Annotated in this window: 10 protein-coding genes; 6 read left to right on the top strand and 4 right to left on the bottom strand. The window is 61.3% G+C overall.

The genetic code is table 11. The features are described from left to right. Positions 1 to 5 precede the first annotated feature (5 nt). Together CAF73_RS23140 and CAF73_RS23145 are read left to right on the top strand one after the other, a co-directional pair. Positions 6 to 2,087 (top strand): bifunctional diguanylate cyclase/phosphodiesterase, encoded by a 2,082-nt coding sequence (locus CAF73_RS23140; protein WP_085700700.1) that lies wholly within the window; start codon positions 6 to 8, stop codon positions 2,085 to 2,087. A gap of 85 nt (positions 2,088 to 2,172) precedes the next feature. Further along, positions 2,173 to 2,919, top strand: coding sequence for an SDR family oxidoreductase (locus tag CAF73_RS23145; RefSeq protein WP_085700699.1), 747 nt, complete (start codon positions 2,173 to 2,175; stop codon positions 2,917 to 2,919). Between the two features lie 130 nt (positions 2,920 to 3,049). On the opposite strand, the gene mapR is transcribed toward CAF73_RS23145, so the two are convergent. From mapR to CAF73_RS23160, 3 genes are all read right to left on the bottom strand, one after another. Beyond that, positions 3,050 to 4,459: a GntR family transcriptional regulator MpaR gene (gene mapR / locus CAF73_RS23150; protein ID WP_039772397.1), complete on the bottom strand. Its 1,410-nt coding sequence runs from the start codon at positions 4,457 to 4,459 to the stop codon at positions 3,050 to 3,052. A 132-nt stretch (positions 4,460 to 4,591) separates the two neighbouring features. Next, complete coding sequence (gene ccoG / locus CAF73_RS23155) at positions 4,592 to 6,022, bottom strand: cytochrome c oxidase accessory protein CcoG (protein WP_085703999.1); 1,431 nt, start codon at positions 6,020 to 6,022, stop codon at positions 4,592 to 4,594. A 195-nt stretch (positions 6,023 to 6,217) separates the two neighbouring features. Then, entirely contained in the window at positions 6,218 to 6,466 is a 249-nt protein-coding gene (locus CAF73_RS23160) for a DUF3203 family protein (protein WP_085700697.1), read from the bottom strand. Between the two features lie 122 nt (positions 6,467 to 6,588). Here CAF73_RS23160 and CAF73_RS23165 point away from each other — a divergent pair, with 122 nt between their 5' ends. Then, complete coding sequence (locus CAF73_RS23165) at positions 6,589 to 7,125, top strand: MgtC/SapB family protein (protein ID WP_085700696.1); 537 nt, start codon at positions 6,589 to 6,591, stop codon at positions 7,123 to 7,125. Here the strand turns inward: CAF73_RS23165 and CAF73_RS30260 are convergent, their stop codons facing one another. Further along, positions 7,126 to 7,284, bottom strand: a complete 159-nt coding sequence (locus CAF73_RS30260; protein ID WP_007952133.1) for a hypothetical protein — start codon at positions 7,282 to 7,284, stop codon at positions 7,126 to 7,128. A gap of 218 nt (positions 7,285 to 7,502) precedes the next feature. On the opposite strand from CAF73_RS30260, the gene CAF73_RS23170 reads away from it, so the two are divergent. The 3 genes from CAF73_RS23170 to glgB all read left to right on the top strand — a co-directional run bounded on the left by CAF73_RS23170 (position 7,503) and on the right by glgB (position 15,252). Continuing rightward, positions 7,503 to 9,500: an alpha-1,4-glucan--maltose-1-phosphate maltosyltransferase gene (locus CAF73_RS23170; RefSeq protein WP_085704001.1), complete on the top strand. Its 1,998-nt coding sequence runs from the start codon at positions 7,503 to 7,505 to the stop codon at positions 9,498 to 9,500. 167 nt (positions 9,501 to 9,667) lie between these two features. Continuing rightward, the gene (gene treS, locus CAF73_RS23180) at positions 9,668 to 13,009 is read left to right on the top strand and encodes a maltose alpha-D-glucosyltransferase (protein ID WP_085704004.1); all 3,342 of its coding nucleotides are present in this window, start codon (positions 9,668 to 9,670) and stop codon (positions 13,007 to 13,009) included. 2 nt (positions 13,010 to 13,011) lie between these two features. Continuing rightward, positions 13,012 to 15,252: a 1,4-alpha-glucan branching protein GlgB gene (gene glgB / locus CAF73_RS23185; protein WP_085704006.1), complete on the top strand. Its 2,241-nt coding sequence runs from the start codon at positions 13,012 to 13,014 to the stop codon at positions 15,250 to 15,252. Positions 15,253 to 15,291: the final 39 nt, after the last annotated feature.

Raw genomic sequence — 15,291 nt, forward strand, 5'->3', positions numbered from 1 at the left:
TTTTCATGCTCATCGGTAGCTATTCCTTCACGCTGGTTTTCATTTCGCTGTGTGTGGCGATCCTTGCTTCCTATACCGCGCTCGATCTCACCGGGCGCATTGCCACTGCCAAGGGCCGCGCCGTGCATTTATGGACGGCCGGCGGGGCGTTTGCCATGGGCATCGGCGTCTGGTCGATGCACTTCATTGGCATGCTGGCGTTCAAGCTGCCGATCAGTCTCGGTTACGACATTTCGATCACGGCGCTTTCATTGCTGATCGCCGTGCTGTCCTGCGGATTCGCCCTGTGGCTGGTCAGCCAGCCGAAACTGCCGGCCTGGCAACTGGCCTTTGGTGCGCTGATCATGGGCGCCGGCATCAGCGCCATGCATTACACCGGCATGGCCGCGATGCGCATGCAACCGGGCATCGACTACGATCCGACGCTGTTCGGCGCCTCGTTGCTGATCGCGGTCGGTGCGTCGGCCGCAGCGCTGTGGATCGCCTTTCGTCTGCGTCAGCATTCGCCTTACGTGCGACTGTTCCGTGCCGGGGCGGCGATTGTCATGGGCGTGGCGATTGTCGGCATGCATTACACCGGCATGGCAGCGGCGCGGTTTCCTGACGGCAGTTTCTGCGGTGCGGCACTCAGCGGCCTGAACGGCAATGGCCTCGACAATCTGGTGTTGATCACCACGCTGGCGGTGCTGGCCATCGCGCTGCTGACCTCGATTCTCGACGCTCGCCTTGAAGCCCGCACCGCCGATCTGGCCCATTCGTTGACCGTGGCCAACCGCGAACTCACCCAGCTGGCGCTGCACGACACCCTGACCGGCCTGCCCAACCGCATGCTGCTGGATGACCGGATCAATCAGGCGATGAAAAAGGTCAACGAGCAGGGCGGTTGCTTTGCTTTGATGTTCATCGATCTGGACGGCTTCAAACCGGTCAACGACGCTTTTGGCCACCACATGGGCGACCAGTTGCTGCGCGAAGTGGCGGTGCGTCTGCGTGAAGACTTGCGCAGCCTGGATACCCTGGCGCGGATCGGCGGCGATGAATTTGTCCTGCTGGTGCGCCTGACCGAACCCAATGATGCGCTGGGGCTGGCGGCCCGTCAGGTCGGCCTGATCGCGCAATCGTTCCGGGTCGCCGAACATGACCTGCAGATTTCCGCCAGCGTCGGCATCGCGCTGTACCCGGGCAACGGCCAGAACGCCCAGGAACTGCTGATGAACGCCGACGCCGCGATGTACCACGCCAAGGGCGGCGGCAAGAACGGTTACAGCTTCTTCGACGCCTCGATGAACAGCAACGCGCGCAAGCAATTGCAACTGCTGCAGGATCTGCGCGCTGCACTGGAACACGGCGAGTTCAGCCTGCATTACCAACCCAAATTCCATGCGGCAGACGGTCGTCCGGTCGGTGCCGAGGCGCTGTTGCGCTGGGAACATCCGACCCACGGCATGCTGATGCCGGACAAGTTCATCGATCTGGCAGAGAAGACCGGGCTGATCATTCCGATTGGCGAATGGGTGCTCAACGAAGCCTGCCGGCAGATGCGCGAGTGGTACGTGCTGGGCTACACCGACTGGCGGATCGCGGTGAACCTGTCGGCTTTGCAGTTCTGCCACTCAGGGCTGGTGCGCAGCGTGGCCAAGGCCTTGGCCACTCATCATTTGCCGGCCAACAGCCTGACCCTGGAAATCACCGAAACCACTGCCATGAGCGACGCCGACGCGAGCATGACGGTGTTGCAGGAGCTGGCCGATATGGGCGTCGACCTGTCCATCGACGACTTTGGCACCGGTTATTCAAGCCTGATGTACCTCAAGCGTTTGCCGGCCAATGAGCTGAAGATTGATCGCGGTTTCGTCCGCGATCTGGAGCACGACAGTGATGACGCGGCCATCGTTTCGGCGATCGTCGCCCTCGGTCAGGCGCTGGGCCTGCGCATCGTTGCTGAAGGTGTAGAAACCGATTCGCAACAGGACTTCCTGACGCAACTGGGCTGCGATTCGCTGCAAGGTTATCTGCTCGGTCACCCGATGCCGGCGGATCGCTTCCTGCAGGACATCGTGCGCGGCAAACAATTGGCGGTGAGTTGAGCCGCTAATCGCAGGTCATGCAAAAGCCGGCAATGGCGGTTATTCTTGCCCCGACTGTTACGTGTGCATCGGGGGAAAGGCCAGCATGGATAAAGTCATTGTGATCACTGGCGGCGGTCGTGGAATCGGCGCCGCCACTGCGTTGTTGGCTGCCGAGCAAGGCTATCGGATCTGCATCAATTACCAGACTGACGAACAGGCGGCCCACCAGGTGCTCGACCAGGTACGCGAGCGCGGCGCCACGGCCATCGCCGTGCGCGCCGATGTCAGTATCGAAGACGAAGTGGTCGCGCTGTTCAACCGGGTCGACAGCGAACTGGGCCGCGTCACCGCCCTGGTGAACAATGCCGGCACCGTGGGACACAAGTCCCGGGTCGACGAAATGTCCGAATTCCGCATCCTCAAAATCATGAAAACCAATGTGCTGGCGCCGATCCTCTGCGCCAAGCACGCAATCCTGCGCATGTCGCCCAAACACGGCGGGCAGGGCGGCAGCATCGTCAACGTCTCCTCGGTCGCCGCCCGGCTGGGTTCTCCTAACGAATACGTCGATTACGCAGCGTCCAAAGGTGCGCTGGATACGTTCACCATCGGCCTGTCCAAGGAAGTGGCGGGCGAGGGGATTAGGGTCAATGCGGTGCGTCCGGGCTACATCTATACCGATTTCCACGCCTTGAGCGGCGACCCGGATCGGGTCAGCAAGCTGGAGTCGGCGATTCCGATGGCGCGGGGCGGGCGGCCGGATGAAGTGGCGGAAGCGATTGTGTGGTTGCTGTCGGACAAGGCTTCGTATGCCACCGGGACCTTTGTCGACCTCGGCGGCGGGCGCTAAAACCCTACCGATCGTTCCCACGCTCTGCGTGGGAATGTAGCCCGGGACGCTCCGCGTCCCTTCCAGAGCTGGAACGCGGAGTGTCCCTTGAGGCATTCCTACGCAGAGCGTGGGAACGATCACCGGTAACTCAAAACGACCGCACAATCCGCCCCAGTGTTTCCATCGCCTTCTCCGCATCCTCGGTCCACGGGCTGCCGTAGTTCAATCGAATGCAATTGCGAAAGCGCTGAGTCGGCGAAAATATCGGCCCCGGCGCGATGCTGATCCCCTGCGCCAACGCCATCTGAAACAACTTCAACGAATCCATCTGCGGTGGCAGTTCCAGCCACAGGAAGTAGCCGCCAGCCGGTTGGCTCACGCGCGTCTGCGCCGGGAAGTAGCGGGCAATGGCCGCGAGCATCGCGCTTTGCTGTTCTTCCAGGGCGTAGCGCAGTTTGCGCAGGTGGCGGTCGTAGCCGCCGTGTTGCAGGTAGTCGGCGATAGCCGCTTGCGCGGGCATCGAGGCGCATAGCGAGGTCATCAGCTTCAGTCGTTCTATTTTCTGTGCGTAGCGCCCGGCGGCGACCCAGCCGATGCGGTAGCCGGGAGCCAGGCTCTTGGCGAACGAGCCGCAATGCATCACCAGACCTTCGGTGTCGAAGGCCTTGGCCGGTTTCGGCGCCTGCTGGCCGTAATAGAGTTCGGCGTAGACGTCGTCTTCGATCAGTGGCACCTGATGCTGCTTCAACAGCTCCACCAGTTCCTGTTTCTTGGCCTCGGGCATGGTTGCGCCCATCGGGTTCTGGAAACTGGTCATGCACCAGCAGGCCTTGATCGGGTGCCGCTCCAGCGTTTGGGCGAGCACGCCGAGGTCGATGCCGTCGCGCGGGTGCACGGGGATTTCCACGGCTTTGAGTTTCAGCCGCTCCAGCACTTGCAGGCTGGCATAAAACGCCGGGGCTTCGATGGCCACCAGATCGCCGGGTTCGGTGACCGCTTGCAGGCACAGGTTCAGCGCTTCGAGGGCGCCGTTGGTGATCAGCAATTCTTCCATCGGCAGCATCAGGCCGCCGACCATGTAGCGCAGGGCAATCTGCCGACGCAATTGCGGATTACCCGGCGACATGTCGGTGACCACCATGCGCGGGTCCATTTCCCGCGCAGCACTGGCCAGTGAACGGGACAGGCGTTGCAGCGGGAACAGGGTCGGGCTGGGGAACGCCGAGCCGAACGGCACGGTGCTGGGGTCCTTGATCGACTCAAGCACCGAGAACACCAGTTCGCTCACGTCGACCTTGGTGGATTCGTTGACCTGGCTGCTGATCACCGGCTCCGAGAACGGGCTCGGGGCGTGGGTGTTGACGAAGTAGCCGGAACGCGGGCGGGCACGGATCAGGCCGCGGCGCTCCAGCAGGTAATAGGCCTGGAACACGGTGGACGGACTGACGCCGTAGGTCTGACTTGCGTAGCGCACCGACGGCACCCGCTGGCCGGGGCCGAGGACGCCGGAGCGGATCAGTTCAGCGATGTCGTCGGCGAATTTTTCGTAGCGTTTCATCTTGGGTCCGGATTGATTTCTTTCTGGAAGACCGTGTCGCCTTCGTTCGCGAGCAAGCTCGCTCCCACAGTTGACCGTATTCCTCTGTGGGAGCGAGCTTGCTCGCGAATGGCCGCGCCGCAGTCTAAGGGATCATCGATTCATCGGCGCAACAAACCGGCTCTTCGCCACGCTATAAATCTCTGGCTCATTACTGTCGGCAATCCTGAAGCTCAAGGTCTGCGAGCTGCTGGCCGCACGTTCGGCAGTCATCGCCACCGACACCGGCACATCGACAATCTCGCCCGGCGCCAGGCTCAGTTGGGTCTTGCCTTGCAGCTGGAAGCCATCACCGTCCACCAGGCTCAGGTTGTAGTCCTGGCGCTGCTGGGTCTTGTTGATGACCTTTAGTGTGTAGATGTTTTCGATCTGCCCCTGACCATTCTCGCGGAACAGGCCACGGTCCTTGGTCACGTCCAGCGACACCATTGGCCGTTCGACCAATGCCAGGGCGAGTGCGCCGATCATCACGACCAGTACTGCAACGTAGCCGATCAGTCGCGGACGCAGCAGATGCGTCTTGCCACCCTGCAATTCGCGTTCGGAGGTATAGCGGATCAAGCCACGGGCGTAATTCATTTTGTCCATGATCGAATCGCAGGCGTCGATGCACGCCGCGCAGCCGATGCATTCCATTTGCAGGCCGTCGCGGATGTCGATGCCGGTCGGGCAGACCTGTACGCACAGCTGGCAATCGATGCAATCGCCGAGCCCGGCTTCGGCGGGTTTCACGTCGCGTTTGCGCGGGCCGCGGTTTTCGCCTCGGGCGGCGTCGTAGGAAATCGCCAGAGTGTCCTTGTCGAACATCACGCTCTGAAACCGCGCATACGGGCACATGTGCATGCATACCGCTTCGCGCAGCCAGCCGGCATTGATGTAGGTGGCGGCGGTGAAGAACAGCACCCAGAACAGGCTGACACCGCCGATCCGCAGGGTCAGCAATTCTTCGGCCAGTGGCCGGATCGGGGTGAAATAGCCGACAAAGGTCAGGCCGGTCAGCACACTGATCGCCAGCCACAACGTGTGCTTGGCCGCGCGCCGGGCGAGTTTGTTCAGGCTCCAGGGCGCTGCTTGCAGCTTGATGCGCTGGTTGCGTTCGCCTTCGGTGATTTTTTCGCACCACATGAAGATCCATGTCCACGAACTCTGCGGGCAGGTGTAACCACACCAGACCCGGCCGGCGAACACAGTAATGGCGAACAGGCCGAACGCGGCGATGATCAGCAGCGCCGACAGCAGAATGAAATCCTGTGGCCAGAAGGTTGCGCCAAAGATGTGGAATTTGCTTTCGGAAAGGTCCCAGAGCACTGCCTGACGACCGCCCCAGTTCAGCCATACGGTGCCGAAGAACAGCAGGAACAGAAATCCCGCACCGCTCATGCGCAAGGTGCGGAACAGGCCGGTGAAGCTGCGGGTGAAAATCTGGTTATCGCTGGTGGCGTGCTTCGCCTTCATTGGGCGCGCCGGTACTGTTTTTATCTGGGGAGATGCTTCTACGGTTCGGACGGGGATTCGTTCGCTCATGGTCGTTTGCTCATCAGCCTCCATCAGGCCGGGGAACTATGAGCGCCGATCTGTTTGCATAACAGACTCAGGTATTTCAATAAAAAGCGTATCAGATGGCTTTTTCAGGCATGCCTGCGACAACTTGAAGCAGCACGCCGGCCAGGGCGCAGATGCCTATCCCAGACGTCTGCGCCGGTCGTTGATCAAGGTCAGTCAAATCACCGAATCACTGTCGTCGGCCTTCAGGTGTTTGCGTCCATCGCTGGCACCTGCCACGGTCAATGCATCCGCTTCGGCTTCGGTGACGTAGATGCGCCGGCCGTCCACTTCGACGAACGACATGGATTTTTCGCTATCTGTCCTGACTTCCAGGGTGTCGCAGATCCGGATTTCCTCACCATTTTCAACGGTGAAAAAACACACTTTCGATTCCGGATTGCTGTCATCGATACGCAGGGGCATGGGCCAGTCCTTTTTCACAGGGGATCTGAAGGGTTAGGGCCTACGCTGCGCCGATCGTTCTACGCAACCGATTAATGGTCGCTGCTGTCCACCTTTTATCGCCTCTTTACAAGGACTGCAGGATGAACGCCTGGTGGCATGAAGTGTGGGAAACCCTGCAAGCGGAATTCGCCGACATCGGCGATGCATCGCAGCTGACGCGGATCACCGTGCGCCTGCTCATGGCGGCGCTATTGGGCGGGATTCTCGGGTTCGAGCGCGAGCACAAGGGCAAGGCTGCCGGGGTGCGAACGCACATGCTGGTGGCCCTCGGCGCGGCGTTGTTTGTGCTGGTGCCGCAATTGTCCGGGTCTCAGGCCGATGCCATGAGCCGGGTGGTGCAAGGGGTAATCGCCGGCATCGGCTTTCTCGGCGCCGGGACCATCCTGAAGAATCACGAAGGCGACGAAGGCCACGTCAAGGGTCTGACCACCGCCGCGGGTTTGTGGATGACCGCCGCCATCGGCGTCGCGGCCGGGTTGGGCCGTGAGGCGACGGCGGTGTTCAGTACGTTGCTGGCGCTGGGGATCTTCAGTGTCATGCCGCGGATCGTCAGCGTGTTCGAGAAGGATCAGCCGGATAAGGACCGCATCGAGAAGGATCACAGCGATCCTCGCTGATCAGACAATCACCGGCGGCATGGTCGTCGGCGGTTCCTCCTTGGGCGGTGGTGTGGTGCCAGGGGGTTCCTGTTCGGGGATCGGTTGCGGTTCGGTCTCGGGCAGGACCGGTTTGTCGATATTCGGGTCAGGTGTTTCGGCCGGAATCGGAATAGTCATCGGGTAAACCTCCGTGTGGCACTTGGCGTAGGAAGTGCTTAAGTGGATTGACCACTGCACTGCGAAATCGATCCGATTTTGTGGCGGGGCAAATCCCTGTGAACTTTTCCCGGCGATGGCCGCTCGGAACCTGAGAGATTTCATCACCGGGCGCAGGCCCGGCCGTGACCGCCAAACAGGCAAACGAGCGTCCTTGGGGCGTTAAGGAGAGATGCTCAATGACTGCTGAAAAACCCTCCGAACTGAGCTACAACCCGCACATCCCGCTGTCGCAGGCGCTGTTGCTGCCGCGCATCGTTATTGAAAACACCGCACCGACCCTCGACGGTGGACAGTTTGCCGTCAAGGCGATCGCCGGTCGCGAGATCGTGGTCACCAGCAAGGTGTTCGCCGACGGTCACGACAAACTCGCAGTGCGCATCCGCTGGCGCGAAGAGGGCGATGAGACCTGGCAGACCGAAGTTATGAGCGATCAGGGCAATAACGGCTGGCGCGGTGTGTTTCAGCCGCAGCGCATGGGCCGTTATCTGTTCCTGATCGAAGCGTGGATCGACCAGTTCGCCAGTTTTCAGTACGAACTGGAGAAAAAACACACCGCCGCCGTCCCGGTCAGTCTCGAGTTGCAAGAGGGGCGGAACATGGTGCAGCAGGCCGCCGAGCGCAGCGAAGGGCAGCTCAGCGAACAGCTGGCCGGCCTGCACCACGAATTGTCCGGCCTGCTCGAAACCGAGCAGGTCGCGTTGTTTCTGCACTCGCGCAGTGCGCAACTGATGGCCGAGGCCGATCATCGCGCCTACTTGAGCCTCAGCCCGGAATTTCCGGTGGACGTCGAGCGCGAACTGGCGGAATTCGCCAGTTGGTATGAACTGTTTCCCCGCTCGATCACCGACGATCCCGCTCGCCACGGCACTTTCAATGACGTGCACTCGCGGTTGCCGATGATTCAGGACATGGGCTTCGACGTGCTGTACTTCACGCCGATTCACCCGATTGGCCGCAGTCATCGCAAGGGCCGCAACAATTCCCTGACCGCCGGCCCGGATGATCCCGGCAGCCCGTATGCGATCGGCAGCGAGGAGGGCGGCCACGAAGCGATTCACTCGCAACTCGGTACCCGCGAAGACTTCCGTCGGCTGGTGGCTGCTGCTGCTGATCATGGTCTGGAGATCGCCCTGGATTTCGCCATCCAGTGTTCCCAGGATCACCCGTGGCTCAAACAGCATCCGGGCTGGTTCAACTGGCGGCCGGACGGCACGATCAAATACGCGGAGAACCCGCCAAAGAAATATCAGGACATCGTCAACGTCGACTTTTATGCGCCGGAAGCGATTCCGAGCCTGTGGGTCGAGTTGCGCGACATCGTGGTCGGCTGGGTGCAGGAGGGCGTGAAGATCTTTCGCGTGGACAACCCGCACACCAAACCGCTGCCGTTCTGGCAATGGTTGATCGCCGATGTGCGCACGCTGTACCCGGAAGTGATCTTCCTCGCTGAAGCCTTCACCACCCCGGCGATGATGGCGCGGCTGGGCAAGGTCGGTTACACCCAGAGCTACACCTATTTCACCTGGCGCAACACCAAGACCGAACTGGCGACCTACTTCAGCGAACTCAATGAATCGCCGTGGCGCGAGTGCTACCGGCCGAACTTCTTCGTCAATACTCCGGACATCAACCCGGCGTTCCTGCATGAATCGGGGCGCCCCGGATTTTTGATTCGCGCGGCGCTGGCGACCATGGGCTCAGGTCTGTGGGGCATGTATTCGGGGTTTGAGCTGTGTGAATCGGCGCCGGTGCCCGGCAAAGAGGAATACCTCGATTCCGAGAAGTACGAGATCCGCGTCCGCGACTTCAACCAGCCCGGCAACATCATTGCCGAGATCGCCCAGCTCAACCGCATCCGCCGCCAGAACCCGGCGTTGCACAGCCATCTGGGCCTGAAGATCTACAACGCCTGGAACGACAACATTCTGTATTTCGGCAAGCGCAGCGCGGACGGCAGCAACTTCATTCTGGTGGCCGTCAGCCTCGATCCGCATAACGTTCAGGAAGCGAATTTCGAGTTGCCGCTGTGGGAAATGGGCCTGCCGGACGATGCCACCACCCACGGCGAAGACCTGATGAACGGCCATCGCTGGGACTGGTACGGCAAATACCAGTTCATGCGGATCGACCCGGCGTATCAACCGTTCGGAATCTGGCGCATTACTTCTTCCTGATGATGATCGTTCCCACGTCGAGGCGTCGAACCGTCCGCGTGGGAATGCATCCCGGGACGCTCCGCGTCCCAGCGGTGGACGCAGAGCGTCCAAGGCGGCATTCCCACGCAGAGCGTGGGAACGATCAGTAGCAGCTTCGGCTTCAATGAATTCAACAGGAGTTTCACATGGCGAAGAAACCCAAGGCAGCCACCTTCATCAAGGACCCGCTCTGGTACAAGGACGCGGTGATTTATCAAGTTCACGTCAAATCCTTTTTCGATTCGAATAACGACGGAATCGGCGACTTTCCCGGCCTGATCGCCAAACTCGATTACATCGCCGAACTCGGCGTCAACACCATCTGGCTATTGCCGTTCTATCCCTCGCCACGCCGTGACGACGGTTACGACATTGCCGAATACCGTGGCGTGCACAGCGATTACGGGACGATGGCCGATGCCAAACGGTTCATTGCCGAGGCGCACAAGCGTGGCTTGCGGGTGATTACCGAGCTGGTCATCAACCACACCTCCGATCAGCACCCATGGTTCCAGCGGGCGCGCAAGGCCAAGCCCGGATCGGCGGCGCGCGACTTCTATGTGTGGTCGGATGACGACCAGAAGTACGATGGCACGCGGATTATTTTTCTCGACACCGAAAAGTCCAACTGGACCTGGGACCCGGTCGCCGGCCAGTACTTCTGGCACCGTTTCTATTCGCACCAGCCGGACCTGAACTTCGACAACCCGCAAGTCATGAAAGCCGTGCTCTCGGTGATGCGTTACTGGCTGGACATGGGCATCGACGGCCTGCGCCTGGACGCGATTCCGTACCTGATCGAACGCGACGGCACCAACAACGAAAACCTCCCGGAAACCCACGACGTCCTCAAGCAGATCCGCGCCGAAATCGACGCCAATTATCCGGATCGCATGCTGCTGGCCGAGGCCAATCAATGGCCGGAAGATACCCAGCTGTACTTCGGTGATACCGACGCCGAGGGCGTGAATGGCGATGAATGCCACATGGCGTTTCACTTCCCGCTGATGCCGCGCATGTACATGGCGCTGGCCCAGGAAGATCGCTTTCCGATCACCGACATCCTGCGCCAGACTCCGGAAATCCCGGCCAACTGCCAATGGGCGATCTTCCTGCGCAACCACGATGAACTGACGCTGGAGATGGTCACCGACAAGGAACGCGACTACCTCTGGAACTACTACGCCGCCGACCGCCGTGCGCGGATCAACCTCGGCATTCGCCGGCGCCTGGCGCCGCTGATGGAGCGCGACCGTCGTCGCATCGAGCTGCTCAACAGCCTGCTGCTGTCGATGCCCGGCACGCCGACCCTGTATTACGGCGATGAAATCGGCATGGGCGACAACATCTATCTGGGCGATCGCGACGGCGTGCGCACGCCGATGCAATGGTCGATCGACCGCAATGGCGGCTTCTCCCGCGCCGATCCGGCCAGCCTGGTGCTGCCGCCGATCATGGACCCGCAATACGGTTACCAGTCGGTCAACGTCGAAACCCAGGCCGGCGATCCGCACTCGTTGCTGAACTGGACCCGGCGTCTGCTGGCCGTTCGCAAGCAGTCGAAGGCGTTCGGTCGCGGCACGCTGAAAATGCTCTCGCCGGCCAATCGTCGCGTCCTGGCCTACACCCGCGAATACACCGGGCCGGACGGCAAGCATGAAATCATCCTGTGCGTGGCCAACGTGTCGCGCAGCGCGCAAGCGGTGGAGCTGGACTTGTCGGCCTACGTCGGCATGGTGCCGGTGGAAATGCTGGGTGGTAACGCATTTCCGCCCATCGGCCAGCTCAACTTTCTGCTGACCCTGGCGCCTTACGGCTTCTACTGGTTTGGCCTGGCGGCGGAAAACCAGATGCCGAGCTGGCACGTTGAGCCCGCGCAGAGCCTGCCGGACTTCACCACGCTGGTGCTGAAAAAACGCATGGAGGAACTGCTGGAGGCGCCGTCCCGCGCCACCCTCGAACAGGGCATCCTGCCAAACTGGCTGCAAAACCGCCGCTGGTTCGCCGGCAAGGACGCCGCCATCGACCAGGTGAAACTGGCCTACGGCGTGCGTTTCGGCGACGCACAGCATCCGGTGTTGCTCAGCGAAATCGAAGTGCACAGTGACGGGCAGACCAGCCGTTATCAGCTGCCTTTCGGGTTCATTTCGGAAGATCAGGTCGGGCCGGCGTTGCCCCAGCAACTGGCCTTGGCGCGAGTGCGCCGGGTGCGTCAGGTCGGGTTGATCACTGACGCCTTCAGCCTTGAAGCGTTTATTCGCGCGGTTCTGCAAGGCATGCAGAGCGGCACGGTGCTGGAATCCAGCGATGGCGAGATCCGTTTCGAAGCAACGCCGCAACTGGAAAAACTCGGCCTGGGCGCGGAATCCGAAGTGCGCTATCTGTCCGCCGAGCAATCCAACAGTTCGGTGGTGATCGGCGGCAGTCTGGTACTGAAGCTGATCCGCAAAGTCGCTTCCGGCGTACACCCGGAACTGGAGATGAGCGCTTACCTGACCGATGCCGGATTTGCCAATATCTCCCCGCTGCTCGGTTCGGTGATTCGCCGCGGCGCCGGTGGTGAAGACAACCTGCTGATGATTGCGCAAGGCTATTTGAGCAATCAGGGCGATGCCTGGGAATGGACGCAGAACAACCTCGAACGGGCGCTGCGCGATGAGCTGGCGGATGCCGTGTCCGAGCAGGCGCAGCATTACAACGCCTTGGGTGAACTGAAGGATTTCGCCGGCATGCTCGGCCAGCGTCTGGGGGAAATGCATCAGGTGCTGGCGGCGCCGAGCGACAATCAGGACTTCGCACCGCAACTCAGTTCGGCCAAGGATGCACAGGCGACCGGCAAGGATGTCGGAGCTCAGGTCGAGCGCGCGTTGCAGCTGCTCAAACAGCATCAGGGCGAACTCGACGGGGCGGATCAGAAGCTTGTTGCCCGGTTGCTCGACAACAAGAAAACCATTCTTGCCCACGTGCAGGAACTGGCGAAGCAATCTGCCGGCGGCTTGCGCATTCGTGTGCACGGCGACCTGCATTTGGGGCAAGTGCTGGTGATCAAGGGCGACGCGTACCTGATCGATTTCGAAGGCGAACCGGCGCGACCACTGGCCGAACGCCGAGGCAAGCACAGTCCGTACAAGGACGTCAGTGGTGTGCTGCGCTCCTTCGATTACGCCGCCGCCATGGCGTTGAATGTGCACAACGTCGACAACAGCCCCGAGGCCGAAGCCGCGCGTCGGCGGGTCACGGAGCGTTACCTGCGTGAAGCCCGGGAAGCATTTCTCCAGGCATATCGCCAAGCGGCAGCTAGTCTTGATCATGCCTGGCAAGATCCTGAAGGTGCCAACGCCGCACTGGCGTTGTTCGGTCTGGAGAAAGCGGCCTACGAAGTGGCCTATGAAGCCGAAAATCGCCCCACCTGGCTGCCCGTGCCGCTGCACGGTCTGTATGGGTTATTGACGGGGCTCAAACCCTTTTCCGATCTTGGTGGAGAGTAGTCATGAGTTTCTCGAACAAGGAACAGGGTCACGTTAACGAACGATTGCTGCCCAGGGCGAAGGACATCGATGCCCTGGTGCGTGCAGAACATCACGACCCGTTTTCCATTCTTGGCCCCCACGGCGATGGTGCCGGCGGGCAATTCATCCGGGCGTATCTGCCCGGCGCGTTAAGCGTTTCGGTACTGGACAAACACAGTGGCGAAGAGCGTGGCCCGCTGGAGGCTACCGAAACACCGGGGCTGTTCGTCGGCCATTTCGAGGACGCGCGGCCCTACCTGTTGCGTACCCGTTGGGCCGGCGGTGAGCAGGTCGCGGAAGATCCCTACAGCTTTGGCCAGTTGCTCGGTGAAATGGACTTGTATCTGTTCGCCGAAGGCAACCATCGCGACCTCAGCAGTTGCCTCGGTGCGCAGCTGAAAACCGTCGATGGCGTCGACGGTGTGCGCTTTGCCGTGTGGGCACCGAATGCCCGACGGGTATCGGTGGTCGGCGACTTCAACGTCTGGGACGGGCGCCGGCACCCGATGCGCTTGCGGCATCCGTCCGGCGTGTGGGAGTTGTTCATTCCGCGCCTGCAAGCGGGGGAGCTGTACAAGTACGAAATCCTCGGGCCCCACGGCATCCTGCCGCTCAAGGCCGACCCGATGGCGCTGGCCACCAGTCTGCCGCCGGACACTGCGTCGAAAGTCGCCTCGCCGCTGCAGATCGACTGGCAGGATCAGGACTGGATGACTGGCCGTCGCGAGCGCCAGCAGCACAATGCGCCGCTGTCGATCTATGAGCTGCATGCCGGATCCTGGCAATGCGAACTCGACGATCTCGGCGAAGTGGCGCGTCAGTACACTTGGCCGGAGCTGGCCGAGCGACTGATTCCCTACGTGAGGGAACTGGGTTTCACCCACATTGAACTGATGCCGATCATGGAGCACCCGTTCGGCGGTTCCTGGGGTTATCAGTTGCTGTCGCAGTTCGCCCCGAGCGCCCGTTACGGCACGCCGGACGAGTTCGCGGCGTTCGTCAACGCCTGCCATCAGGCCGGTATCGGGGTGATTCTCGACTGGGTGCCGGCACATTTCCCGACCGATGCTCACGGTCTGGCGCAGTTCGACGGCACCGCGCTGTACGAATATGGCAACCCGCTGGAAGGCTTCCACCAGGACTGGGACACGCTGATCTATAACCTCGGTCGCACCGAAGTGCACGGTTACATGCTGGCCTCGGCGCTGCACTGGTTGAAGCATTTCCACATTGACGGCCTGCGGGTCGATGCGGTGGCGTCGATGCTCTATCGCGACTACTCGCGCAAGGCGGGGGAGTGGGTGCCCAATCGCCATGGCGGTCGCGAGAATCTGGAAGCCATCGATTTCCTTCGCCACCTGAACGACGTGGTGGCGCTGGAAGCTCCGGGCGCGCTGGTGATCGCCGAGGAATCCACGGCGTGGCCGGGTGTCAGCCAGAGTACCCAGCAGGGCGGGCTCGGTTTCGCCTACAAATGGAACATGGGCTGGATGCACGATTCGCTGCACTACATTCAGCAGGACCCGGTTTACCGCGCCCATCACCACAACGAGCTGAGCTTTGGCCTGGTGTACGCCTGGTCCGAGCGTTTCATCCTGCCGATTTCCCACGACGAAGTGGTACACGGCAAGCATTCGCTGATCGACAAGATGCCCGGCGACCGCTGGCAGAAATTCGCCAACCTGCGCGCTTACCTGAGCTTCATGTGGACCCATCCGGGCAAGAAACTGCTGTTCATGGGTTGCGAGTTCGGCCAGTGGCGCGAGTGGAATCACGACCAGCAGCTGGACTGGTATCTGCTGCAATATTCGGAGCACAAAGGAGTGCAGAAACTGGTCGGCGACCTCAACCGGCTCTACCGCGAAGAGCCGGCGCTGCACGAGCAGGACGATGCGCCGCAAGGCTTTCAGTGGTTGATCGGTGACGATGCGATCAACAGCGTTTACGCGTGGTTGCGCTGGAGCAAGGACGGCACGCCGGTGCTGGTGGTAGCCAACTTCACCCCGGTGCCGCGCCAGTCGTACCGCGTGGGCGTGCCGTTTGCCGGGCGCTGGAAGGAATTGCTCAACAGTGACGCCGACACCTACGCCGGTTCCAATTATGGCAACGGCGGCGGTGCGTTCACCGATGAGGTCGCGAGCCATGGGCAGGCGTTGTCGCTGGAACTGAACCTGCCGCCATTGGCGGTGTTGATCCTTAAGCCCGAGGGCCCAAGCGAGTAACGGGACGCCTCCACGCGAGATCGCTCCCTCGCGGATTAC

The organism is Pseudomonas sp. B15(2017) (assembly GCF_002113215.1).
GTDB lineage: Bacteria > Pseudomonadota > Gammaproteobacteria > Pseudomonadales > Pseudomonadaceae > Aquipseudomonas.

Bases quoted from the DNA above. Each gene is read 5' to 3' on its own strand.
- glgB (WP_085704006.1), top strand. From the start codon at position 13,012: ATGAGTTTCTCGAACAAGGAACAGGGTCACGTTAACGAACGATTGCTG.
- CAF73_RS23140 (WP_085700700.1), top strand. From the start codon at position 6: ATGCTCATCGGTAGCTATTCCTTCACGCTGGTTTTCATTTCGCTGTGT.
- ccoG (WP_085703999.1), bottom strand. From the start codon at position 6,022: ATGAGCGAACGAATCCCCGTCCGAACCGTAGAAGCATCTCCCCAGATA.
- CAF73_RS23160 (WP_085700697.1), bottom strand. From the start codon at position 6,466: ATGCCCCTGCGTATCGATGACAGCAATCCGGAATCGAAAGTGTGTTTT.
- mapR (WP_039772397.1), bottom strand. From the start codon at position 4,459: ATGAAACGCTACGAAAAATTCGCCGACGACATCGCTGAACTGATCCGC.
- CAF73_RS23145 (WP_085700699.1), top strand. From the start codon at position 2,173: ATGGATAAAGTCATTGTGATCACTGGCGGCGGTCGTGGAATCGGCGCC.
- treS (WP_085704004.1), top strand. From the start codon at position 9,668: ATGGCGAAGAAACCCAAGGCAGCCACCTTCATCAAGGACCCGCTCTGG.
- CAF73_RS23165 (WP_085700696.1), top strand. From the start codon at position 6,589: ATGAACGCCTGGTGGCATGAAGTGTGGGAAACCCTGCAAGCGGAATTC.
- CAF73_RS30260 (WP_007952133.1), bottom strand. From the start codon at position 7,284: ATGACTATTCCGATTCCGGCCGAAACACCTGACCCGAATATCGACAAA.
- CAF73_RS23170 (WP_085704001.1), top strand. From the start codon at position 7,503: ATGACTGCTGAAAAACCCTCCGAACTGAGCTACAACCCGCACATCCCG.